Annotated in this window: 23 protein-coding genes; 14 read left to right on the forward strand and 9 right to left on the reverse strand. The window is 71.8% G+C overall.

Features of this window, described 5'->3' with window-relative positions:
* Positions 1–63: 63 nt before the first annotated feature.
* The 5 genes from ACFY01_RS36760 (at position 64) to ACFY01_RS36780 (ending at position 7588) form a co-directional block, all read left to right on the forward strand.
* Positions 64–2922 (forward strand): SpoIIE family protein phosphatase, encoded by a 2859-nt coding sequence (locus tag ACFY01_RS36760; RefSeq protein WP_390740103.1) that lies wholly within the window; start codon positions 64–66, stop codon positions 2920–2922.
* Positions 2923–2985: 63 nt separating this feature from the next.
* Positions 2986–4533: a sugar ABC transporter ATP-binding protein gene (locus tag ACFY01_RS36765; protein ID WP_390740104.1), complete on the forward strand. Its 1548-nt coding sequence runs from the start codon at positions 2986–2988 to the stop codon at positions 4531–4533.
* The gene (locus tag ACFY01_RS36770; protein ID WP_390740105.1) at positions 4530–5621 is read left to right on the forward strand and encodes an ABC transporter permease; all 1092 of its coding nucleotides are present in this window, start codon (positions 4530–4532) and stop codon (positions 5619–5621) included. The genes ACFY01_RS36765 and ACFY01_RS36770 overlap by 4 nt, the downstream gene beginning before the upstream one ends.
* 60 nt (positions 5622–5681) lie before the next feature.
* Positions 5682–6845, forward strand: coding sequence for a substrate-binding domain-containing protein (locus ACFY01_RS36775; protein WP_390740106.1), 1164 nt, complete (start codon positions 5682–5684; stop codon positions 6843–6845).
* Positions 6846–6889: 44 nt separating this feature from the next.
* Entirely contained in the window at positions 6890–7588 is a 699-nt protein-coding gene (locus ACFY01_RS36780; protein WP_390740107.1) for a GAF and ANTAR domain-containing protein, read from the forward strand.
* Positions 7589–7766: 178 nt separating this feature from the next.
* Here the strand turns inward: ACFY01_RS36780 and ACFY01_RS36785 are convergent, their stop codons facing one another.
* A complete protein-coding gene (locus ACFY01_RS36785) occupies positions 7767–9161 on the reverse strand; it encodes a PP2C family protein-serine/threonine phosphatase (protein ID WP_390740108.1) in 1395 nt (464 codons plus the stop codon).
* Positions 9162–9218: 57 nt separating this feature from the next.
* Between ACFY01_RS36785 and ACFY01_RS36790 the strand changes: the two genes are divergently transcribed.
* From ACFY01_RS36790 to ACFY01_RS36800, 3 genes are all read left to right on the forward strand, one after another.
* Positions 9219–10031 carry an SAM-dependent methyltransferase gene (locus ACFY01_RS36790; RefSeq protein WP_390740109.1) on the forward strand — a complete coding sequence of 271 codons (813 nt, stop codon included), beginning with the start codon at positions 9219–9221 and terminating at the stop codon, positions 10029–10031.
* A 171-nt stretch (positions 10032–10202) separates the two neighbouring features.
* On the forward strand, positions 10203–11711 hold the full coding sequence (locus ACFY01_RS36795) for a lysyl oxidase family protein (protein WP_390740110.1): 1509 nt from the start codon (positions 10203–10205) through the stop codon (positions 11709–11711).
* Between the two features lie 109 nt (positions 11712–11820).
* A complete protein-coding gene (locus ACFY01_RS36800) occupies positions 11821–12459 on the forward strand; it encodes a maleylpyruvate isomerase N-terminal domain-containing protein (RefSeq protein WP_390740111.1) in 639 nt (212 codons plus the stop codon).
* Positions 12460–12509: 50 nt separating this feature from the next.
* Here the strand turns inward: ACFY01_RS36800 and folE are convergent, their stop codons facing one another.
* From folE to ACFY01_RS36815, 3 genes are all read right to left on the reverse strand, one after another.
* Positions 12510–13100 carry a GTP cyclohydrolase I FolE gene (folE, locus tag ACFY01_RS36805; protein ID WP_390740154.1) on the reverse strand — a complete coding sequence of 197 codons (591 nt, stop codon included), beginning with the start codon at positions 13098–13100 and terminating at the stop codon, positions 12510–12512.
* A gap of 61 nt (positions 13101–13161) precedes the next feature.
* Positions 13162–13620 carry a hypothetical protein gene (locus tag ACFY01_RS36810; protein WP_390740112.1) on the reverse strand — a complete coding sequence of 153 codons (459 nt, stop codon included), beginning with the start codon at positions 13618–13620 and terminating at the stop codon, positions 13162–13164.
* Complete coding sequence (locus tag ACFY01_RS36815) at positions 13602–14162, reverse strand: DUF2231 domain-containing protein (protein WP_390740113.1); 561 nt, start codon at positions 14160–14162, stop codon at positions 13602–13604. The genes ACFY01_RS36810 and ACFY01_RS36815 overlap by 19 nt, the downstream gene beginning before the upstream one ends.
* 121 nt (positions 14163–14283) lie before the next feature.
* Between ACFY01_RS36815 and ACFY01_RS36820 the strand changes: the two genes are divergently transcribed.
* A complete protein-coding gene (locus ACFY01_RS36820; RefSeq protein WP_390740114.1) occupies positions 14284–15039 on the forward strand; it encodes a helix-turn-helix transcriptional regulator in 756 nt (251 codons plus the stop codon).
* Positions 15040–15072: 33 nt separating this feature from the next.
* On the opposite strand, the gene ACFY01_RS36825 is transcribed toward ACFY01_RS36820, so the two are convergent.
* The gene (locus ACFY01_RS36825; RefSeq protein ID WP_390740115.1) at positions 15073–15417 is read right to left on the reverse strand and encodes a helix-turn-helix transcriptional regulator; all 345 of its coding nucleotides are present in this window, start codon (positions 15415–15417) and stop codon (positions 15073–15075) included.
* Between the two features lie 131 nt (positions 15418–15548).
* Between ACFY01_RS36825 and ACFY01_RS36830 the strand changes: the two genes are divergently transcribed.
* Positions 15549–15974, forward strand: coding sequence for an STAS domain-containing protein (locus ACFY01_RS36830; RefSeq protein ID WP_390740116.1), 426 nt, complete (start codon positions 15549–15551; stop codon positions 15972–15974).
* Complete coding sequence (locus ACFY01_RS36835; protein WP_390740117.1) at positions 15971–16378, forward strand: DUF3224 domain-containing protein; 408 nt, start codon at positions 15971–15973, stop codon at positions 16376–16378. Before ACFY01_RS36830 ends, ACFY01_RS36835 begins: the two co-directional genes overlap by 4 nt.
* A 24-nt stretch (positions 16379–16402) precedes the next feature.
* Here ACFY01_RS36835 and ACFY01_RS36840 read toward each other — a convergent pair whose 3' ends face one another.
* Positions 16403–17362 (reverse strand): alpha/beta hydrolase family protein, encoded by a 960-nt coding sequence (locus ACFY01_RS36840; protein ID WP_390740118.1) that lies wholly within the window; start codon positions 17360–17362, stop codon positions 16403–16405.
* Positions 17363–17492: 130 nt separating this feature from the next.
* Here ACFY01_RS36840 and ACFY01_RS36845 point away from each other — a divergent pair, with 130 nt between their 5' ends.
* The 3 genes from ACFY01_RS36845 (at position 17493) to ACFY01_RS36855 (ending at position 20445) form a co-directional block, all read left to right on the forward strand.
* Positions 17493–17837, forward strand: a complete 345-nt coding sequence (locus tag ACFY01_RS36845) for an ArsR/SmtB family transcription factor (RefSeq protein ID WP_390740119.1) — start codon at positions 17493–17495, stop codon at positions 17835–17837.
* A 330-nt stretch (positions 17838–18167) separates the two neighbouring features.
* On the forward strand, positions 18168–18758 hold the full coding sequence (locus ACFY01_RS36850) for a lamin tail domain-containing protein (protein WP_390740120.1): 591 nt from the start codon (positions 18168–18170) through the stop codon (positions 18756–18758).
* 250 nt (positions 18759–19008) lie between these two features.
* Entirely contained in the window at positions 19009–20445 is a 1437-nt protein-coding gene (locus ACFY01_RS36855) for a hypothetical protein (protein WP_390740121.1), read from the forward strand.
* Here ACFY01_RS36855 and ACFY01_RS36860 read toward each other — a convergent pair.
* The 3 genes from ACFY01_RS36860 to ACFY01_RS36870 form a co-directional block, all read right to left on the reverse strand.
* Entirely contained in the window at positions 20442–21245 is an 804-nt protein-coding gene (locus tag ACFY01_RS36860; RefSeq protein WP_390740122.1) for an HAD family hydrolase, read from the reverse strand. The genes ACFY01_RS36855 and ACFY01_RS36860 overlap by 4 nt on opposite strands.
* A 77-nt stretch (positions 21246–21322) precedes the next feature.
* Positions 21323–21895 carry a hypothetical protein gene (locus ACFY01_RS36865; protein WP_390740123.1) on the reverse strand — a complete coding sequence of 191 codons (573 nt, stop codon included), beginning with the start codon at positions 21893–21895 and terminating at the stop codon, positions 21323–21325.
* Entirely contained in the window at positions 21892–23361 is a 1470-nt protein-coding gene (locus ACFY01_RS36870) for a sensor histidine kinase (RefSeq protein ID WP_390740155.1), read from the reverse strand. The genes ACFY01_RS36865 and ACFY01_RS36870 overlap by 4 nt, the downstream gene beginning before the upstream one ends.
* Positions 23362–23368 lie beyond the last annotated feature (7 nt).

A 23368-nucleotide genomic window follows, 5' to 3' on the forward strand; every position in this document is an offset into this window, starting at 1 on the left:
CAATGCCAGACTTTTCCGTAAAGTCACGAAAAATGGATTGTCTCGGTGTGAGTGGGGCGAAGCGTGGTTCGGTCCGGCGGAGAACCGAAACCGGCGGGGCGTGCGACAGGCGGCACGGATCCCGCCCGTTTCCGTGAGCGGTTCCTCCAGGGCGAGCCGGTCGAGACGGGCGTTCGCACCTCGATCCTGAACTCCTGGCAGCGCTGCCGGTCCCTGGGGCTCTCACCCGACCAGAGCGACCTCCCCTTCCGGGAGGACTTCGATCCCGGCGGACGGATCGTCCGCGCGGCCGTGCCGGTGCTCGACCGGCTCCAGGCCAAGTTCTCCGGCAGCGAGATGAACATCTCCGTCGCCGACGCGAACGGAACGGTCCTGCTGCGCCGGTTCGGGCGGGCGTCGCTGGCCAGAAGCCTCCCGGCGTTCCAGAAGGTCCCGGGCTTCGTCTTCGCCGAGCAGGTCGCCGGCACCAACGGAATCGGGCTGGCCCTGGCGGAGCGGCAGCTCATCCGGGTCTACGGAGCCGAGCACTTCGCCGAGCGCTCCCAGCAAAGCGCCTGCCTCGCGCTGCCCGTCCGCGACCCGCTCAGCGCGCGCATCGAGGGAGTGCTGTGCATGGGCTATCCGCGCAGGGCCGAAACCCCGGGCCTGGGCGCGGTCATACGCAAGGCGGCCGCGGCCATCGAGCGGCGGCTGCTGGGGCAGAGCTCCGAGCGTGAGCGCGCGCTGCTGACGGCGTACCTCGCGGCGGAGGCCGAAGCGGCCGCCGGCCCCCACCACAGCGTCGCCGTGGACGAACTGGCCCGCGAGCTGCGCCCGCGAGAGCAGGCCGTGCTCCTGGAGAAGGCCACCGAGCTGATCTCCGGCGCGCAGCGGGCCGCCGTCGACGTGTCCCTGCCCGGCGGACGGCGGGTCACCCTCCTGAGCCGCCCCATGACGAGCGCCTCCGGGACGGAAGGCATCGCCGTCGAGGCCGTCCTCCCCGGGGCCACACCGGCGGAGGTCCTCGTCCTCCCGCACCAGTTCGACGCGACGGCGGGCATCGCCGCCGAACCCGTCGTCGTCCGTGCCGTCCCCTCGCTCGCGCGCAGCTCCCTCACTCCGCCGCCGGGACGCCTGCTCTCCGACGGCAGGCCCGGCCTGGTCGCCGCGGGCGGCAAGGCCACGACCAACGGGGCCGACGCCACGGCGGACGACCACCCCGGCCGCCCGTCCGGGGCCAGAGGTCTGGTGATGGTCGGCGAGCCACGCGTGGGGTCGTACGCCCTGGCCGCGCGCCGCCGCCTGGAGTTGCTGTCCGAGGCCAGCGCCCGCGTCGGCACCACCCTGGATGTGTGCCGCACCGCCGAGGAGCTCACCGAGACGGCCGTCCCGCGACTGGCCGACTACGTCACCATCGACCTCGTCGAGGCCGTACTGCGCGGTGAGGAATCCGCGGACCCCCTCGGTGACCTGCGCCGCACCGTCGTCCACGGCATCCGCGACGACCTTCCCTTCATCCCGGTCGGCAAGCGGCCCGACTTCGGCCCGACCGCGCCCCAGCTGCGCTGCCTGACCGGCGGACAGGCGGTGCTGGAACCGGACCTGAAGGTCGCCGCCGGCTGGCTCGCCCTCGACCCCGAGCACACCGAGGCGCTGTTGGCCCACGTCCACTCGCTCATCGCGGTGCCCCTCGTCGCCCGCGGCGTCGTGCTGGGCGTCGCCGGCTTCTACCGCTCCCAGGATCCGGCCCCCTACGGGGACGACGACCTCTCGCTGGCCCAGGAGCTCGCCAGCCGGGCCGCCCTGTCCATCGACAACGCCCGGCGCTACACGCACGAGCGCGCCATGGTCCTGGCTCTCCAGCGCAGACTGCTTCCGCACGGCCTGCCCGACCAGGACGCCGTCGAGGTCGCCCACCGCTACCTGCCCGCGGAAGCCGACGTGGGCGGCGACTGGTACGACGTCATCCCCCTCCCCGGCAGCCGCGTCGGCCTCCTCGTCGGCGACGTCGTCGGCCACGGCATGCTCTCGGCCGCCACCATGGGCCGGCTGCGCACCGCCGCGCGCAGCTACGCCGAGCTCGACTTCCCGCCGGACGAGGTCCTCGTCCACCTCGACAACCTCGTGGGGCGCCTGGACCGGGAGGACCCCGACGGCGAGGGCACCGGCATCATCGGCGCGACCTGCCTGTACGCCGTCTACGACCCGACCACGCAGCGATGCGTCATGGCCCGCGCCGGCCACCCGCCACCCGCCCTGGTCCGCCCCGACGGCACCGTCACCTACCCCGACCTGCCGGCCGGGCCCCCGCTCGGCCTCGGCGGACTGCCCTTCGACGCCGTCGAGATCGACCTGCCCGAGGACAGTCAGCTGATCCTCTACACGGACGGACTGATCGAGGACCGGCACCGCGACGTCGACGCGGTCCTCGAACGGCTGCGCGTTGCCCTGGCGCAAGCGGACCGCACACCCGACGAGACCTGCGAGGCGATCCTGGACACGGTGGCGCCCGACCACCCGTACGACGACATCGCCCTGCTCGTCGCCCGCGCCCACGCCCTGGACGCCCGGCGGATCGCCACCTGGGACCTGGCCGCCGACCCCGCCCTGGTCAGCGAGGTCCGTGCGGCCGCCAACCGGCAACTGGCCGACTGGGGCGTCGACGAGGCCGCGTTCGCCGCGGAGCTGATACTGAGCGAGCTGATCACCAACGCCATCCGCCACGGGGCCGGCCCCATCCGGGTGAGGCTGCTGTACGACCGGGCCCTGATCTGCGAGGTCTCCGACGCCAGCAACACCGCCCCCCACCTCCGTCGGGCGGCCAGTACCGACGAGGGAGGCCGCGGTCTGTTCCTCGTCGCGCAGCTGTCCCAGAGCTGGGGCACGCGCTACCTGCCACAGGGCAAGGTCATCTGGGCCGAGTGCGAACTCGACGCCGCGTGAGGCGGATGCGGCGCGCCCGGTTATGCCCGAAATAGAATGTTTTGTTCGGCTAGTATCCCGCTTGTGCACGACGCTCCAGACCCGTCTGCGAAGGCGCCGGCGCCCTTCGGGACACCGCCCCTGGTCCGCATCCGCGGGCTCGGCAAGCGGTTCGGCGGCACCGTCGCGCTGGCCGGGGTCGACCTCGACGTCCACGCCGGAAGCGTCCTCGCCCTCCTCGGGCCCAACGGCGCGGGAAAGTCCACGCTCATCAAGGTGCTCGCCGGCGTCCATCACGCCGACGCCGGGAGGATCACGGTGGACGGGCACCCGCTCGGCAGCGACGCCGCCTCCCGGCGCATGTCCTTCATCCACCAGGACCTCGGCCTCGTGGAATGGATGACGGTCGCCGAGAACGTCGCCCTGACCACCGGGTATCCGCGACGCGCAGGACTGATCTCCTGGCGGCGGACCCGCGAGCGCGGTGCCGACGCCCTGGAGACCGTCGCAGGACACCTCGACCCCGACGCGCCGATCGCCCGGCTCGGCCCGGCCGAGCGCTCCCTGGTCGCCATCGCCCGAGCCCTGGCGGCACGCGCGAAACTCATCGTCCTCGACGAGCCGACCGCCCGTCTCCCGGCCCCGGACCGTGTCCGCCTCTTCCGCGTCCTGCACACCCTGCGCGACCGGGGACACGCCGTCCTCTACGTGAGCCACCGTCTCGACGAGGTGTACCAGGTCGCCGACACCTTCGCCGTCCTGCGCGACGGCCGCCTCGTCAGCCAGGGCCCGCTGGCGGGCCACAGCGCCGTCCGCCTGGTGCACGACATCGTCGGCGAGGAACCGGCCGACCACCGGCCCACCACGGCCCCGGCCGACGGGCCGCCCGTACTCACCCTCGACGGCGTACGGACCGCCGGCGCCGGACCGGTCAGCCTGGAGCTCAAGGCCGGGGAGGCCCTGGGAATGGTCGGTCTCACCGGCGCCGGGCACCTGGACCTGGGCCGGGCCCTCGCCGGCTCGCACCCCCTCCTCGCCGGACGGGCCCTGCTCGCCGGTCAGCCCTACCGCCCCCGCACGGTCGCCGACGCCGTCCGCCTCGGCGTCGGCTTCGTACCGGGTGACCGACTGCGGGAAGGGTGCGCCGCCGATCTGACCGTACGGGAGAACCTCCTGGCCAATCCGCGCGCGGGAGGCGGACCGGCGCCGCGCTGGCTCGGCCCCCGCCGCGAACGCGCCGAGGCCGAGGCGCTGATGGAACGGTTCTCGGTGCGTCCCCGTGACAGCGAGGCGCCCCTCGCCACCTTGTCCGGCGGCAACCAGCAGAAGGTCATGATCGGCCGGTGGCTGTCGGCCGGCCCGCGCCTGCTGATCCTCGAGGAGCCGACCGCGAGCGTGGACGTCGGCGCCAAGGCCGCGATCCACCGTCTGCTCGACGAGGCACTGGCCGCGGGTCTCGCGGTCCTGCTCCTCTCCAGCGACTTCGAGGAGGTCGCGCGCGTGTGCCGGCGGGCCGTGGTCCTCGTCCGCGGGACGGTGACGGCCGAACTGAGCGGCCCGGCCCTCACGATCGCCGGACTCACCCGGGCGGCTTCGGCCATGCCTCGTCCCGGAACCACGACGAACCCATGACGGCGCCGCCCTCGCCCTCCTCGACCCGGCCGCGCCCGCACCGGCCGGGCGGGCACCTCGTCGGCGCCTACGGCCTCCTGGCCCTCACGGCCCTGCTCGTCCTCGTCTTCTCCCTCGCCCTGCCGCGCACCTTTCCCACCCTCGACACCGTCGACTCGATCCTGTCCAGCCAGTCGATCCCGGCCGTCCTCGCCCTCGCCGCCATGGTCCCCATCGTGACCGGCGCGTTCGACCTCTCCCTCGGCTACGGCCTCGGCCTGGCGCACGTCATGGTGATGCGGCTCCTCGTCCACGACGGGTGGCCCTGGCCGCTCGCCTGTCTCGCGGTGATCGCCGGAGGGACGGCCGTCGGCGTCCTCAACGGTGTCATCGTGGAGTTCGGCCGGATCGACTCCTTCATCGCCACCCTCGGGACCGGCAGCATGATGTACGCCGTCACCGGCTGGATCACCGACGGCGGCCGGATCGTCCCCGGTCCGCGAGGCCTCCCGGCCGGCTTCACCGGCCTCTACGACTCCACGTTCCTCGGCCTCCCGGTCCCCGCCTTCTACGTCCTCGCCCTCGGGCTGGTCCTCTGGCTGCTCCTGGAGCGGCTGCCGCTCGGCCGCTACCTGTACGTCGTCGGCTCGAACCCGCGCGCCGCCGACCTGGTCGGCATCCCGGTCCGCAAGTACACCGTGTACGCGTTCGCCGCGTCGGGGCTGATCGTCGGCATCGCCGGTGTGCTGCTCGCGGCCGAGCAGCAGATCGGCAATCCGAGCGTCGGCCTCGACTACCTGCTGCCCGCCTTCACCGGCGCCCTCCTCGGCTCCACGGCGATCAAACCGGGCCGCCCCAACGCCCTCGGCACCCTGGTCGCCGTCGCCGTCCTCGCCGTCGGCCTCACCGGCATCGCCCAGCTGGGTGCCGACTTCTGGACGGTCCCGCTGTTCTACGGCGGCACCCTGCTCATCGCCGTCGGCCTGGCCGGCTACGCCGCCCGCCGCCGGCTGCGCACCGGCTCCGCCGCGGCCCGTGACGCGCCCGCCGCACCGCCGCCACCGTCCTCCCCGACGCAGGAGGGCGGCACCGCCGGACCCGCTCCCTGACCCGGCTCCGGTGCCCCGCCCCCGGCCGAACCTCCGCTCAGCCCTCCGCGAGGAGCTCCCGTGCACGGCAACCGCAAAGCCACCCCCGGCGCCCGCCAGGTCCGGCTCGCCTCGTGCGCCCTGCTGGCCGCGGCGGTCGTCCTCGCCGGCTGCGAACGCGGCACCACGGGCGGCTCGGGGGAGTCCACGACCGGCCCCGACGGCTGCCCCGCCGTCCACGCCAGGGCGCAGGCAGCCGTCGGCCGGGCGGAGCGGACCGACATCCCGTGGAACGGGCCGACCACCGGCCCCTCGGCGGTGTCCGGCAAGACCATCGTGTTCGTCGCCCAGACCATGACCAACCCCGGTGTCGCGGGCGCCGCGGACGGGGTGCGGGAGGCCGCGCGGGTCATCGGCTGGAACGTCCGGGTGATCGACGGCCAAGGCACCCCCGCCGGTATCCGGGCGGCGATGAGCGAGGCGCTGACCCTCAGGCCCTCTGGCATCGTCCTCGGCGGATTCGACCCCGGCTCGACGGCCCCGCAGACCGCACGGGCCAACGCACAGCGCATCCCGCTCATCGGCTGGCACGCGGTCGCCGCTCCCGGCCCCAGCCGGCGGCCCGAGCTCTTCACCAACGTCACCACCCGTGTCGAGGACGTGGCCGGCATCAGCGCCCAGTGGGTCATCGCCACGTCCCGCGGCCGTGCCGGGGTGGTGCTCATCACCGACGCCTCGATCCCCTTCGCGAAGGACAAGTCCGACCTGATCAGGAAGGACCTCGCCACCTGCCGGGGCGTGCGGCTGCTCGCGTACGAGAACATCCCGATCCCCGACGCGAGCAGCCGCACACCGCGGGAGATCTCCTCCCTCCTGTCCAGGTTCGGGAGCCGGTGGACGCACTCCGTGGCCATCAACGACCTGTACTTCGCCGACGCGGCCCCCGCCTTCCGCGCGGCGGGCCGAAAGGGGTCCGGCCCGCCGTTCAACATCGGCGCCGGTGACGGCGACCCCTCCGCCTTCCAGCGCATCAACAGCGGGCAGTACCAGGCCGCGACCGTCCCGGAACCGCTGTCCCTCCAGGGCTGGCAGATCGTCGACGAGTTCAACCGCGCCTTCTCCGGCCGCCCGGCCAGCGGGTACGTGGCCCCCGTCCACATCACCACGGCCGGCAACAGCGGCGGTGCCACGTCCTGGGATCCGTCCGGTTACAGGGACGCGTACCGGAAGATCTGGGGCGGGTAGCAGGCGTACTGTGGCCGCAACGGTGATCGAGGCGGTGGTGGCGCATGGAGTGGCGCGAGTACGCGGAGCGGATGGCTCTGCTCGCGCGGGACCTGCTCCGGCAGGACTCCGTCCAGGCGACCCTGGACGAGATCACGGCCTCCGCGGTGAAGCTGGTCGAGGGCTGTGACGCGGCGGGGATCCTCGCGGTGCGCAAAGGAAAGGCCGTGACCCTGTCCGCCTGCGGGGACATGGTGCAGGAGAGCGACCGGCTCCAGGGTGAGCTGGGCGAGGGCCCGTGCTTCGATCTGGCCCGCGGCGCGGACAACGACGGCGAGCGCGCGTTCCGCATCGCGGACATGACCCAGCCCCAGCAGGCCTGGCCCCGCTACGCCGCCGCCGCACGAGAACTCGGCATCGGCAGCATGACGGGTGTACTGCTCTACACCCACAACGAGGACTTCGGCGCGCTGAACCTCTACGCACACCGCCCGGGGGCCTTCAGCCACGACATCGAAACCGCGGGCTGGCTGCTGGCCTCGCACGCGGCCGTCGCCCTGGCCGACGCCCGCGCCATCGACCAGCTCGAACACGCCCTGGAGACCCGGCACGCCATCGGCGAAGCCATGGGCATCCTCAGGGAACGCCACGGCCTGAGCGAGGAGGACGCCTTCGACGTGCTGCGCCGTCTGTCCCAGCACCACAACATCAAGCTGCGGGACGTCGCCCAGCGGGTGAGGGACGAAGGCAGCGCGTCGGCCTGACACCGAGGTGGGGCCCACGAAGGTCCAGATCGCCTCCGCCGGCTGCGGTCGCCGCTGGACCCACCCCGGACGTGCCGCCGCTTCGGCGCCGAAGGCCGGCAGGCTCCCCGCGCCCGGTTCCCACAGCCGGGTGTGCGGACCGAAGCAGGCCCAGGACGGGAGGCCGTGGGAGTGTGTGTCACCGGGGCGGCCCCGGCATCAGCGCGGCGATCAGCAGTGTCCGGTCGTCCCTTCCGGCCGGGGCGCTCGGGGTGTGCAGCAGCCGTCGGCACAGCGCGTGCAGCGTGTCCCGGCTGTGCGTGGCGGTGGTCGTGGCCGAGTCGAGGGCGCGTCCGAGCCGGTTGATCCCCTGGTCGATGTCCGTCTGACGGGACTCGACCAGACCGTCGCTGTAGAGGACGAGCAGGGCGGGCTCCGGCACGTTCAGCACCGTGGCCTCGTAGGTGCCCGTCCCGAGGCCCAGGGGCAGGCCGGGGCTGCTGAGCGTGACCGGCACCGCGCGTCCGTCCGGGCCGCGGATCAGCGGGGGAGGGTGGCCGGCGCCGACGAGGGCGCACGTGTGCCGTTCCGCGTCCCACTCGGCGTAGACGCAGGTCGCGAAGGAGGCGCCGGGGGTGTCGCAGGCGAGCGCGTCGAGCCGGTGCATGAGGTCGGCCGGCGGGATGTCGAGACCCGCCAGGGCGCGGACGGCGGTGCGCAGCTGGATCATCGCGACGGCCGCCTCGGGACCGTGGCCCATCGCGTCTCCGACGATGAGGCCGATCCGCCCTCCCGGCCGGGGCAGGACGTCGCACCAGTCACCGCCGATGATGTTGCCGTCACCGGCCGGAAGGCAGCCGTGGGCGATGCGGCAACCGGGGAACTCCGCGTCGGCGGCGGGCAGCAGGCTGCTGCGGATGGCCAGCGCGGTGCGGCGCTCCCGTTCGTATCGGCGGGCGTTGTCCAGTGCCACGCAGGCCCGCGTCGCCAGCCGCTCCACGGCCACGGCGTCGTCCGCCGCGAACGGCTCCCGCCCCGCGCCACGGGTGCAGGCGATGAATCCGACGGCCACGTCCCGCAGATGCAGGGGCACGACCAGGAAGGAGGACGTTTTCAGCAGGTCCTCGATGCGGGCGCTGTCGTCGGCGAGTGAGCCGAGCCGCTCGGAGGTGTGGGTGTCCATGGCGTCGAGCAGTTGGGTGCGCCGGGTGGCGAGAGCGCGCGCGTAGGGGGTCTCGCGAGGGAAGACGATCACTTCCCCGAGGGGAAGCAGCGGTTCCCAGTCCTCGGTGGTGTCCGGACCCACGCGCACGGCGAGGCGGCGGCCCTCGATCTGCGGCGGGTCGGCGGTGGTGGAGCCGTTCTCCTCCTGAAGCCACCGCTCCAGCAGGTAGACCGACGCCGCGTCGCAGAACGCGGGCGTCAACGCGTGCACGACATGGCTGCCGGTCAGCCGCAGGTCGAGTGCGGAGCCTATGACGTCGGCCGCGGGGGAGAAGGAGGGCCGTGCTTCGTTCCGCAGGGTCGTGCCTTTCCGGGTGGGGCCGGGACGTCGCGCATGGCAGGGACGGGCGCGGGGGCAGGGGTCCGCCACGCTGTGAGATCACTATATGATGATGCGTCAAGATCGTTGAGTGGCAGGGGTGTTGTGATGTCCGCTGGTGAGGGTCTTCCGGAAGGGATCGATCCGGACAAGGCGAGCGTTGCCCGCATGTACGACGCGATGTTGGGCGGGCACCACAACTTCGCCATAGACCGTGAGGCACTCGCCGCGTTCACGGCGATCGATCCTCAGGTCCGGACGCTCGCCCGGGCCAACCGTGCCTTTCTGGGCCGGGCCGTCCGCTTCCTCCTCGACGCCGGGGTGCGTCAGTTCATCGATCTGGGCTCGGGCATTCCCACCCAGGGCAACGTCCACGAGGTGGCGCAGTCGGCCAGTCCGGGGGCGCGGGTCGTCTACGTCGACAACGACCCCGTGGCCGTGGCGCACAGCGCGGCCCTGCTGGCCGACAACCCGGACGCGGACATCGTGAACGCCGACATCCGCCGGCCGGCCGACGTCCTGTCCGCCCCGCAGGTGGGGAAGCTGATCGACTTCGACCAGCCCGTGGCCGTACTGATGATCACGATCCTGCACTTCATCGCGCCGGAGGAGAACCCGGCCGGCATCGTGACCGCCTTCCGCGACGCACTGCCCGGCGAGAGCTGGCTGGCGATGACGCATGCCACGAACCAGGACCGTCCGGAAACGGCCGCGGCGGTGGGGCAGTTGTACCGGTCGCGGGCCAGTTCTCCGGTGACGGCCCGTTCCCGCGAGGAGATCCTCGGCCTCTTCGACGGCTTCGACCTCGCCGAGCCGGGCCTGACCTACGTACCCCTGTGGCGCCCGGACCCGGACGACGAGATCCCCGACGACCCGTCCGAGTACTGGGTCTACGCGGGCGTCGGCCGCAAGACCCCGTAGGGCGGGACCGTCGACCGGCCTCACCGCTCGCGACGGGCGCGAATTCCGGCCACTTCGGGCCGGCAGGCAACCTTGATCGGCTTTTGGTCCTGTTCACAGATGGCACACATGTGCCGCCCATGGCGAGCACATGGTGCCTACACCTTCGGACCGACGCAGAGCGAGGAACCGATGACCAGACATCAGCCCCGTGCAGTGACCCGTTCGGCGTGCACCGCGGCCGCGGCCCTGGCCCTCGGCGCCGCCGGCACCGTCGCGGCGCCCGGCGCGACCGCGGCCACCCAGGCGGGGACGCCGAAACTCGAACTGATCGCCGCCACCTCCGCGGTGACCCTCGACCGCTGGGAGGGTGAACCCGGCGTCGCCCTCGACCTCGGCACCTATGTCACGGTCGACGGGGGACCGCTCGAATTCCGTGTGACACGCAAGTCCTACAACGATCCCGTGGTCGCCTCGCAGATCGTCCACTCCGGTGGCAGGACCGTCACCAAGGCCCTGCCCAAGGACCTGGTGAAGGACTTCTCGGGGCTGCCCGGCTTCCTACGGATCAGTGTCACCGATCAGTCCGGCAAGAAGGTGGCCGACACCACGCAGACGTTCTGCCCCAACACCAGGGCGGGCCGGATCCGACCGGACGCCCCCGGCACCTCGAAGTACCCCGAGGGCTGCTCCGACAACCCGTTCACGCTCGGCGGGGTCTGGGGTGTCGAGAAGGGCTGGGCCGCGGCCGCGACGCCGGGGTTCGACGCCGGCAGCACGGTCGACCTTCAGCCGGGCGTCTACACGGCCAAGGTCTCGGTGGCGAAGAAGTACCGCGACCTGTTCGGGATGCCGGCCAAGTCGCAGACGATCAAAGTGACGGTTCGTCAGGGCCATGACGGCGGTGAGGGTCTGGCTTCCGGCAGGCGCCCGGCCGGGGACGCGGCGAAGAGCGCCCAGCCGGCCTCGGGACGCCCGACCGGCTCGGCGGGCGTGCCCGCGGGCGTGCCGAAGCCCGACCTGCGCGCCCTGCCCGCGTACGGCATCGCCATCACCGACGGCGAGGACGGTGACGTACCCGGCAAGGACTACCTGGCCTTCAGCGCCACCGTCTGGAACGGCGGCCCCTCACCGCTGGTCGTCGACGGCTTCCGCAGTCCCGGCAAGGACAAGATGGACGCGTACCAGTACTTCTACGACAGCAAGGGCAAGCAGGTCGGGTACACGCCCACGGGCACCATGGAGTGGGACCCCCGGGAGGGTCACCAGCACTGGCACTTCAGCGACTTCGCCAGCTACCGACTGCTCGGCGCCGACAAGAAGGAGATCGTCCGCAGCGGCAAGGAGGCGTTCTGCCTGGCCAACACCGACGCCATCGACTACACGGTGAAGAACGCCAACTGGCACCCGTACAACACCGACCTGGCCACCGCCTGCGGTGAGGAGACCTCCGTGTCGGTCCGCGAGGTGCTCGACGTCGGCAACGGCGACACCTACAGCCAGTACCGGCCCGGGCAGTCCTTCGACGTCACGAACCTGCCGAACGGCACCTACTACATCCAGGTCATCGCCAATCCCGACAAGCGGCTCGAGGAGCAGAGCACGACCAACAACATCACCTACCGCAAGGTCGTCCTGGGCGGCACTCCCGGCGCCCGTACGGTGGCCGTGCCCAAGTACGGCCGCGTGGACGCCCCTTGAGACCTGCCGGGCGGAGCCGTGCCAGGCTCCGCCCGGCGGTGGCCGGGAATGCCCCGCCGTCCGGCGAGGTTCTCCGACCGACACCCGACGGCTGAAGGGGAACGGCACGGTGACACATGTCAGGGAGCTCTACCTGAGCGTGGCGGACACGGCGGCGAAGCTGCTGGCGGCGCCCGAGGTCGCGGACGGCTGGCACCAGCCCTCCGCACTGGCGAAGCTCAGCGTCCAGGGGCTGGCGGGCCACCTGGCCGGACAGGTCTTCTTCATCCCCGCGGTGCTGGCCGAGCCGGTGCCCGCCGAGCCCGCCATATCGATCCACGAGTACTACGGGCGGGTCAGTTGGATCGGCTCGGACCTCGACACGCCGTTCAACCAGGGCATCCGGTCCGGCGGCGAGAACGAGGCGGCCGACGGCCCCGCCGCGCTGGCCGCGCGGGTCGCGGCGAGCGTCGAGGACCTGCGCGGGGCCCTGTCCACCGTGCCGGACCGCCTGGTCCGCCGCCCCACCTGGGGCCCGTGGTCGATCACCCTCGACGACTTCGTCACCAGCCGGCTCCTGGAGCTCGTCGTCCACTGCGACGACCTCGCCCACAGCGTCGGGCTGGCGACACCCGAGTTCCCGGCCCAGGCCGTCGAGACGGTCGTCGACCTGCTGACCCGGATCGCGCTGCGGCGACACGGCGCGACCGCAGTCCTGCGTGCACTGAGCCGCGCCGAACGCGCGCCGTCCTCCATCTCGGCGCTCTAGTCCAAGGACGAGCACGCCCGGGTCGGCTCACCGCCGGCTCGTGGCGGCCGTCACGAGGTCGCGCCGGTCAGGGCCAGAAACTCACTGCGGGAGCGGGCGTCGGTGCGCAGCAGGCCGAGCATGGTCGAGGTCATGGTGCTGGATCCGCCTGCCTGTACGCCGCGCAGGGTCATACAGGTGTGTTCGGCCTCGATCACCACGCCGACACCCTTCGGCTCCAGATGGTTCTGGAGCCAGTCGGCGACCTGTTTGGTCAGGCGTTCCTGGACCTGCGGGCGGCAGGCGAAGTGCTCGACGACACGGGCCAGTTTCGACAGGCCGAGAATCCGGCCGCCCGGCAGGTAACCGACATGGGCGGTGCCGACGAACGGCAGCAGATGGTGTTCACATACCGACCGGACCGGAATCCGGCGCGCCAGGACGAGTTCGTCGTAGCCCTCGTCGTTGGGGAAGGTGGTCAGGTCGAAGGGACGGGGGCTGAACAGCTCGGCATAGGCGCGGGCCATCCGCCCCGGTGTGCCGCGCAGGCTCTCCGAGTCGGTGGAGATACCGAGCGCCCTGAGGAACCGGCCGGCGGCGTCCTCCGCGGCGGCCAGGTCGATACCGCCCGGCTCGTGGATCACCCGCAGGGCGGGCACCATGGCTGCCGGTCCGTCCTGGCCGGGAACGCGACTGGTGGCATGGGCCGAGGTCTCGGTCATGTCAGCTGCCGCCGATACCGAGAGCGGTGAGCAGTACCAGAACGAGGGTGACCACGGCGAACAGGCCGTGCGCCAGCACCACCGGCACCGGGAAGTGTCGTTCGGCGGGGACGGTTTCCCCGGTCACCGGCGCGGCCGCGGCGCCCGGGGCGGCCGCGGCCATGGCACGGCCGCGGTGGACGGGGATCCAACGGCCCAGCATCACGAATCCCAGCAGGGCGACCGGCAGCAGCAGACCGAACGCGGTCCAGGCGAGGCCGCTCTTGTCGGCCACGACGTAGACGATCCACACCACCAGGCCGACCGCGGCCAGGGCGAAATGACCGAAGACCACCGGCGCGGGCAGGCGACTCGCACCGGACCGCTGCTGCCGGAGCCCGCCGCGCTGGATCCAGGTGCCCAGCATGTAGAAGCCGCCGAGGGCGGTGACCAGCCAGGCGATCAGTGCCGCGATGTCCATGGGGAACTCCCGAGTGATGGAGAGTGCGGGGAGGCGTATCCCTCTGCCTGGGTGTCTTCGTCGGCCACGCGCACGCCGTAGCGGTAGGCGAGCTTGCCGCCCAGGAACCCCGAGACGCCCAGGACCGCCAGGCTGACGGCGGACAGGGCGAGCTTGCCGGGGCCGACGCTGCCGCCGTCCGTGTAGTCGCTGTGGCGCCAGAGGAAATTGATGGCGTAGGCGGCGGTCACCAGCAGGTTCAACGCCATGTGCACCAGGCCGGTGCGGAACGCCCGGGTCCCCGCGGGGATCCCGAGCAGGTCGAGGAATCCGACCATGGCGGCGGGCAGCGCGCCGATCACCCCGACCGCGATCAGCCATTCCGAGCCTTGGGTCAGGAAAGCCGGACGGTGCACCAGGTGGGAGGCGATGTCGAACGCCAGCCCGGCCACCCAGGCACCGATCGGCACCGTCACCAGGATCGGATGGAAGGGATGACCGTACGGACCGGCTAGCGCGGCACTGGTCGGCCGCTTCGCCTGAAGCTGAGATTCACTGGCCATCGCCGCCTCCTTCTTTTTTCACCAACAAAGCTTGGTCTTATTGCGCGGGGACGTCAAGGCATGCAGGTCATGACGTCCCGAATCCCTCAGTGCCCACGCGCGCAGGAGTTACCGTGGTCTTGTGGCTGTGGACCCGACTTCGCCGGCCGACGCGGCCGGCGCCGCGATCGACTCCGTCAGCGTCCTGGGCGAGGACTCGCGGCGACGCATGTTCGCCTTCATCCGGCGCGCCCGCCGGGGCGTGACCCGCGACGAGGCCGCCGCGAGTGTCGGCATATCGCGCAAGCTCGCCGCCTTCCATCTCGACAAGCTCGTCGACGCCGGCCTGCTGCGCGCGCACTACGAACCGCCGGGCGGTATCCGGAAGGTCGGCAGGCAGCCGAAGGTCTATGAACCCACCGATGCCCAGATCACGGTGAACATCCCCGACCGGCGCCACGAACTCCTCGCCGACCTCCTGCTGGACGCCGTTCTGACGGAGGGTGCCGACGAGAACGCCGCGCAGGCGGCGGTCCGGGCCGCCGGCCGGCGTGGCCGGGACATGGGCGAAGCCGAACGGGACCGCACCCGCCCCGGCCGCCTGGGCCCCGAACGCGGTCTGACCGCCTGCGAGCGCATGCTGGACCTGCACGGCTACGAACCCGTCCGCGAAACCCCCGCCCAGGTGCGGCTGCGCAACTGTCCGTTCCACCCGCTGGCCGCCAAGGCCCCCGACCTGGTGTGCGGGATGAACCACGCCTTTCTCACCGGCTACCTCGAAGGCCTCGACATCACCGGGGTGCAGGCGGTCCTGGCCCCCGAACCCGGAGAATGCTGCGTCCGGCTCGGCCCCAGCGCCGCCGCGATCCCCGAAAAGGGCAAGAGGCCGTCGGCTTGATCGGTCCGGCCGCCGTCGCGGGGGTGGGGGCCGCTACGACTCCGCCGTGACCTGGGGGTGGGGAAGCGTGCTGCGGTCGGCTTCGTCCTGGATGAGCAGGGCGAGCAGCGACGCCACGGTCAGCCCGGCTTCGGCCGGGTGCCGAAGGATCTTGCTGGGGTCGATCCGGTAGTTGTTGGAGCGCCCCTCCCGGGTGTGCGAGAGATAGCCGTCGCGTTCCAGGTCGGCGATGATCTTCTGGACGGCACGCTCGGTCAGTCGGCAGTGCGCGGCGATGTCGCGGATGCGCGTGCTGGGGTCGTCGGCGATCGCCGCGAGGACCCGGGCGTGGTTGGTGAGGAAGGTCCATCCGGTATGTGGTTCGGGCACTCCGTCCATGGCTGTCAGCTTAGCGGCTGGACATTCAGGCATTCAAAAGCACGTACTGTTTTTCATGTATTGGTTGACGGGAATGGGTCGATCGGGAGAGCCTGGAGCCGGAGGCTGGTGATCAGGCGAAGGAGGAGGACATGCCGGAGCCTGCGCCGCGGGCGCAGCCCCTCGTCTCGCCGGAGGTCGCACGTGTGGACAGCGGCGCACCGTTCGTGCCCTGCCGGGCGACGGTCGCCGTCCGGCAGGACGGCGACCGGGCGAGTGTGGTGGTCAGGGGTGAACTCGACTTCGACGCCGACCGGTGGCTCCGGACCGACCTCGACGACGTGCTCAGCCGCTCGGTCGACGGCATCACCCTGGACCTGGGCGCGGTGGACTTCTGTGACTGCGCCGGCCTGAACATCCTCCTCACCCTGCGCAAGCGGGCCCTCGAGCAGGGCAGGACCGTCGCCATCCGTGCCGTCAGTCCCACGGTCCAGCGGCTGCTCGACCTGACCGGCGCCGACGAGCTGTTCCAGCCGCAGGGTCCACTGTCGGACCGGATCGATACGGTCGGCCCATGAGAGCTACCGGAACGTTCACCGTCAACGCCTTCGTCCCGACCGAGTTGCAGCCGGAACCTGCTGTGCCCACCGGCCTTCCGGTGGGTGTCGCGACGATGGAGAAGCGCTTCGAGGGAGAGGTCACGGGCCGCTCGGCGACCTTGTTCACCGCCGCGTTCGACCAGGCGACCGGGGTCGGCACCTATGTGGCCATGGAGTCGTTCGAGGGCTCGCTGCACGGCCGTGAGGGCGCCTTCAACTTCGTGCACTCGGCGACCACGTCCGGCAGCGACCGCACCGCGGAGTTCTTCACCGTCGTTCCGTCGAGCGGCACCGGGGAGCTGGCCGGGATCTCCGGCGCGGGCGGCATCGCGATCGGCGCCGACGGTACGCATCGGATCTGGTTCGAGTACTCGCTCGCCTGAGCACGCCGGCGAGCCCGGCGCTCCTTACTTGGATTCGACCCGTCCGAGCGGGTCGGGGACGGCGGCGAGCGCGTCACGTGCCGTCTGCCAGGCGGGGTCCCCGGGGTGGAGCTCGGAGCGGAGGTAGGCCCAGGTGAGCCGTTGGACCACGGACACCCGCTCGGGGTTCTCGTCCGTGGTCTCGGCCACGTCGTATCCGGAGATCCCGCCGAGCCCGTGCTCCGCGTCGAACAGGGTGAGCAGGGACTTGGGGCCGGGGGAGAGGTGGTACGGGTCGGTGTGCCATTCCGGGCCCCGGACCGTCAGGTGGGCGGAAGCGTCCTTGTCGCCGGCGACCACGAGCGTGGGCGTCGTCATCCGGGAGAAGTCCATGGAGAGGAAGAAGGGGTAGTTCTCGGCCACGAACTCGGTGACGGCATCGCCGCCCCTGCCGGGCGCGGCGAGCAGTACACCCGCCTTGATCCGGGGATCGGCCAGATCCGCTTCCGTTCCGTCGTCCGGATCGGTGACCCGGGCGCCCAGCAGCAGGCTCGCGGTGTGCCCGCCCATCGAGTGACCGGCCACGGCCACCCTGCTTCGGTCCACACGGCCCAGGAGGTGCGGGACGGCGGCCTCGATGGCGTCGAGCCGGTCGAGGACGCGCTTCATGTCCTCGGCCCGCGACCGCCAGAACAGAGGCGCCCCCGGTGTGCCGGGATCCAGGCTCAGCGTCCTGGAACTCAGATGGGTCGGCTGGATCACGACGAAGCCGTGCGCCGCCCAGAAGTCGGCGAGTGGCGCGTAGCCGTTCAGTGAGGAGAGGTGGTTCGAGTGACCCTGACCGTGCGACAGGAGGATGACCGGCAGATCGCCCCCGGTCACGGGCGCTGATACGCGTACCTGTAGGTCCACCGGCCGGTCGGGAGCCGGCAGCACCACCGGACTGACCGAGACGACGGGGGTCGGTGAGCCGATGGTGCCGAATGCGCGAGTCGATTCGCTCATGATGCGTTTCCCCTGTATGAAGCGGAGCGTTGTTCCGCTTACTATACGGAACAGTGTTCCGATTCGGCAATGGGTTCCGGCACCGTAAGATGTCCGTCGAACACTGGGTGAGCGACCGCGAGGTGAGGGCATGTCGAAGCAGGCTGCGGGCGGCAGTCACCGCGCGGCTCCGGTGCACACGGATCCCGAGGACGTTTCCGTCCTGACCGCGCTGTCCGCGGTCGCCGATCCCGTGCGCATGCGGCTGATCCGCGAGCTGGCGGGCTCCGCCGACTGGTCACGCAGCTGCGGCAGCTTCGACGTGCCGGTCGGCAAGGCCGCGCTCAGCCACCACTTCTCGGTCCTGCGCGGCGCCGGGCTGGTCGAGCAGCGCGACGAGGGGCCGAGGCGGGTCAACAGGCTGCGCCGCGAGGAGTTCGAGGCCCGCTTCCCCGGGCTGCTCGACCTGCTCCTCCGGGCCGAGGGTGGCGACTGAACGACCGGGCCGCTCCCGGGTCGGCGTCGGCTGTTACTCACTTTCGGGTGACGGTGACCGTCGTCGTGCGCGTCAGTCCTCCATGCCGCAATACGTCTCGGCATGTCTCGGATAGTTGGGTGATACAGGCGAGAGTCACGTGAATATGGGCAATTCGTAACAGGCGTCGCGTATCCCAAGGAGTTTCCGCGTCCGGTTGCAGAGTGTGGGTGCGCGGCCGCCCGGCCGCCACCCGCTCCGAGCATCCGCCGGCGCCGCGGCACCAGACCGCCCGCCAGGGGTGTGCTCCGAACCCCGTGAAGGGGGACCCCTGTGTCCGTATCCGTTCCTGTGACCACCCGCCGTCTGACCGCCGTCGCAGCCGTCGCCGCGGCCGTGGTGGGGGCGGTGGCGCTGCCCGCGTCGGCCGCCGACCACCACCAGCGGCCTTCCGACCGTGACCGCGTGGTCATCAGCGACGTGCAGTACGACTCTCCGGGCCGGGAGGACCGTTCCCGCCACTCCCTGAACCGGGAGTGGGTGGAGATCACCAACAACAGCCGACGCGGCGTCAACCTCGACGGCTGGACGCTGTCCGACGAGGGCGGCCACACCTACACGTTCCGCTACGTACGGCTGGCCGGCCGCGCAACGGTACGCGTCCACACCGGCGTCGGCCGGGACAGTGCCACGGACCTGTACCAGGACCGGCGGACACAGGTGTGGGACGAGGACGCCGACACCGCCACCCTGCGCGACGACCACGGGCGGTTCGTCGACGCCTTCTCCTGGGGCCGGGACCACCACCGCCGTGACGGTGGCGACCGCTGGGGCGGCGACCACCGCGAGGGCGGCCGGGGCTGGGAGGGGCACCGGGGCTGGGACGGCCACCGAGACGGTGACCGCGAGGAGCACCACCACCACGGTGACCACCGCCGGTAGGCGGCCTGTCCGCCGGTGACCGCTGACTCGTAGGCCGGTCACCTCCGGTGTGCACGGCTGACGGCGTGCCACTCTTCCACGGTGGCGCGCCGTCTCCTCCGCTCATCGTCACCCACTTGGTCGCCACCCGGTTCCGGTCGAATTGACAGCTGCCTCGCAGGGCGCGGTACTGAACACGAGGGACTCTTGGTCAAGAGTTTCCCTGTGGTGCACTCCACCATCCCCTTCTCTCCCCGCTCAGGGAGCCGCCATGACGGTGCAGCAACAGCAACCCATGATCCAGACGGTTCTGGTCTACGAGGACGACCCGGGATTTCCCCCCGCGCATGTCAACATGCCCGTGCCGCATCCCGTTCCCCAGCTCGACACACAGCCCTTCCCGACGGCCATAGCCGAGCCGGCGCCTCAGCCGGACAGCGCCGGGCCGGGCACCGAGGCGTTCCGCTACTGGGTGGCGGCCGACGCGCTCAGCAGGGCCGGCCAGACCTGGGGTCCGCTGGTTCCGGCGGGAACCCAGTGGCATCCGACCGTCGGACGCGCACTCACCGCCCACCTCAACGCGGGGGACGACCTCAACGCCTTCTACAACCGCAGAGGCCTGTTCTTCTTCCGCCACACGGTGGCCGGGGTCACCGTCGCCGCGTGCGAGAGCTCCGAGGTCGTCGAGCACGAGACGGGGCACGCGGTCCTGGACGCCCTGCGCCCGCAGCTGTTCAACGCGGCGAGCGCGGAAGCGGACGCCCTGCACGAAGCGTTCGGGGACATCAGCTCCCTGCTGTGCTCACTCCGCCTGGAGACCCTCCGGACCGCCGTGCTGGCCGAGACCCAGGGCGACCTCGAACTGTCCTCGCGGGTGTCGCGGGTGGCCGAGCAGCTGGGGTGGGCGATCCGCCAAGGCCACCCGAGCGCGGTCGACGCGGACTGCCTGCGCAACCTGTCGAACAGCTTCTTCTACACCGACCCGGTGCACTTGCCGCCGAGCGCACCCGCGAACGCGCTCTGCAGCGAACCGCACTCGTTCTCCCGGGTGTTCAGCGGCGCGTTCCTGAAGGTCGTCGCCGGGATCTTCCACATGCAGGACCTCCAGGACCAGGCCGGTCTGGCGGCGGCAGGCGAGATCGCGGGCCAGCTGCTGGTGGACGCCGTGGTGGCCGCACCCGTCGTGTCCGGCTACTACGCACAGGTCGCGGGGCACATGATCGCCGCGGACCAGCGCCGCAACGGCGGCCGGTACGGCCAGGCCCTGCGCTCGGCGTTCATCCGCCACGGCATCCTTTCCATGGAGGCCGCCACGTCCATCACCGGGCCGGAGGTGGCACGCCGCAGCGCCGGCATCACCGAGGCGATGCCTGGCGGTGGTGACGACCAGGGCATGACGGCCGTCACGATCCAGGGGACCATGTACGGCATCACCCAGCCGCTGACGCTCGCCGCCCCGGCGGAGGAACGGCGGTTCGGCATCGCCGGCTCCGACCCCGCCGGCGGCACGGTGCGGCCCGCCGACCCCGAACAGGTCGCCACGTCGTACCTGGAGGACCTCTTCCGGCGCGGCCGGATCCACGTGCCCGAAGAGCACCGCTCCGACGCGGCCTTCGTGGACGTCAGCCCGAACCGGCTCAAGACCCACGAGATCGCGCGCGCGACGACCGGAGAGGGCCTCGCTCTGGTCCGGCGGTGTTTCGACTAGCTGAAGTAGCGCAGACGACGGACGGTCAGCCGTCCGTCGTCCTCGCGTTTGACGACATGCGTCGTCCTCGCCGTCGGCTCCTCGCCCTCGAACACCGCCTCACCGCGTGCCAGCAGATCGCTGATGTACTTGTCCGCCGCCCGGCGCTCGGCGTCGTCGTCCGCACCGGCGGCCGCGGCGCCACCGTCCACCGGCCCCCGCAGGTCCACCGTGAAGCCGCCGCGCTCAAGGGCTTCGGCGCCGCGTGTGGTCGCCATCGCGGGCACCGGCCGTTGGGATACGGCATTCTCGGGAACTGCATTCTCGAAAACGGCCTCGGTCTCGTTCATGGCGGCGGTCAGCTCCGGCAGGCCCCGGCCGTCCGGCACTCCGATCCGCGCCCGGAACACGGGACGGCCGTCCAACGCGGCGAAGGTGAACACCGGGTGGGGCGCGCTGCGCATCCCCGCCTCCCGTGCGAACGCACGCTCGTCGGGATCCTCTCCCACGAAGACACAGTCGTCGGCCGGTACACCCGTGCTCGCCACCGCCCGGTCGAACAGCCTGCGACTGTCCTTGGTGCCCCAGTGGACGAGACCCGCGTCCGTGAAACGACCGGGGAACGCCGCTTGCAGGGCCGCGGCAGCCCTGGCGGCCGCACCGTCACCCGAACCGGGGTTGGAGATGATGCCCTTGCGTACCTCGCCGAGGGCGTCGAGTACGGCGATGACGCGCGGCCGGGGCAGAAGCGACAGCGAGCCGTCGGGCTCCACGCGGGCATCCGCCAGCGTCGCCCCGATGTCGAAGAAGATCACAGGCATCTGGAATGCCTTCCCGCGGCGAGCCCCGCCGACTGTGGACCGCTCGGGTGACGACGGCCGTGCGCGGAGCCCTGCTTCTAGCCGGCGGGGCACCGCTTTCCGGATCCCTCGGTGTGCCGCCCGTCCGGGCCCGTGACGGTCACCGGCAGCGGTTCGGTCCCAGGAGAGGCGAGGCGTTGCGCCGCGACGGCCGTACAGATGAGCTGGGCCGCGGCGAGATCGGCCGGCTTGGCCGTGGGCAGGGAGAGTTCGATGACCACGTGGCCGCCGTCCGACGTCACCTTCACCGGGCCCGAGCCGCCGGCGGGGTCAGTCGGAGCCGGGGTGACGGAGGCCGTGGGAGGGTACGTGTCCGCGGCGGACGGCAGCAGCAGCGGCCGCGGCAGCAGCGTGTCCAGCCCCTTGAGCCGTTCCTTCTCGGTCGGCCCCTGGAGCAGCATCAGCACGGCCGGTTCGACGCCGACCGTCGCGACCATCCGGCGGGGGACGGGGACCAGGGTGCCGTCCGCCACGAAGTAGACCGATGTCGTCGGCACGATCCCGCCGGCAGGGCCGCCCGCCTCCACGACCCCGGTCGTCGGGATACCGCAGGAGGCGAGCGCGCACAGCGCCGGAAGGACCAGCGTCGCGGACCGGAGTACGGCTCTCATGACCGCCTCTCCCGCGGTGATGCTTCCTGCGGCGGCTCGTTCAGGGGCGGTCGGGACTGATCCTCCCTGCGCAACGGAAGTTCCACGGTGAAGACGGCACCGCCCTCCGGCCGGTTCCCGGCGCGGACGGTGCCGCCGTGCACGCGGACGTTCTCGGCGGTGATCGCGAGCCCCAGGCCGCTGCCCTCGGTCCGGGTGCGGGCGGCATCCGACTTGTAGAAGCGCTCGAAGACATGAGGCAGCACGCTTTGGGGGATACCGGGCCCGCTGTCCAGTACCTCGATGACGGCCAGGTGGCCCGCGCCGGGCTCCCCGCCCTCGGACAGGCGCAGCTGGACCGGGCGGGCGCCGTGCCGGAGGGCGTTGCCGACCAGGTTCGCGACCACGACGTCGAGCCGGCGCGGGTCCACGTTTCCGCGCAACGTGTCCGGTGGTGGCAACCGGACGTCCACCAGGTCGGTCCAGGCACGGGCGGCGAGTGTGCGCCGCAGCGACTCGGCGAGGTCGATCTCGTCCAGGTGCAGCACCGCCGCGCCCGCGTCGAAACGGGAGATCTCCATCAGGTCGTCCACCAGGCGGGCCAACTTCACCGTCTCCTCGCTGATCAGCCGGACCGCGGTGGCGGTGTCCGGGTCGAGGCGGGTGGCGTCCTCGTCGAGGACGTCGGTGACCGCAGACATGGCGGCCAGCGGGGTGCGCAGTTCGTGCGAGACGTCCGCGGCGAACCGGCGGGCCCGGGCCTCCATGTCGCGCAGTTCCGCGACCGACTCCTCCAGCGCGGCGGCTGTCTCGTTGAACGTGTGCGACAGATCGGCGAGTTCGTCGGAGCCGTTGACGGCGAGCCGGGTGTCCAGTCGTCCCTCGGCGATGCTGCGGGTGGCGCTGCGCAGCGCACGCACCGGCCGCAGCACCCCGCGCGCGGCGAGCAGGGCGAGCAGCACGGCCAGCACCAGGGCGGGGACGGCGGCCCGTTCGACGGCGGTGACGAGGGCGTCGACGTAGGCCTGTTCCGTGGTCTGCGGCACCGTGAGGAAGACGTGGAGGCCCGAGGCGGTGGCCCGGTCGGCGAAGGTGACCGACATGCCGACGACGAGTGCGGTGTGATCGCCGCTGTCCACCCGCTGAAATACGGTGGCCATCCTGGAGTTCACCGCCTGGCGCAGGACGGGCGTCAGTTCCTCGAACCGGTCGCCGCGAACGGAGGTCGCGTTCAGGCCGTGGTAGGTCACCAGGACGCGCCAGGTCCCGGACGGTTCGGCCGCCGCCACGTCGGCCGCGAACCTCTGGAGCGCGGCCTCGCTCGCCGGCAGGCTCAGCGTCGGGGCGAGCCGGTTCACCTGGCCGCGCAGCTGTGTGATCACCGCGTCCTGGCTCTGCTGGAGCACGCCCGTGCGCGCCTCACGGAAGGTCAGGGCGCCGGTGGTCGTCGCGGTGAGAGCGGCCACGAGTGCGAACGCCACGACCAACCGGGTG

The sequence above is a fragment of the Streptomyces sp. NPDC001480 genome (genome assembly GCF_042894725.1).
Lineage (GTDB): Bacteria > Actinomycetota > Actinomycetes > Streptomycetales > Streptomycetaceae > Streptomyces.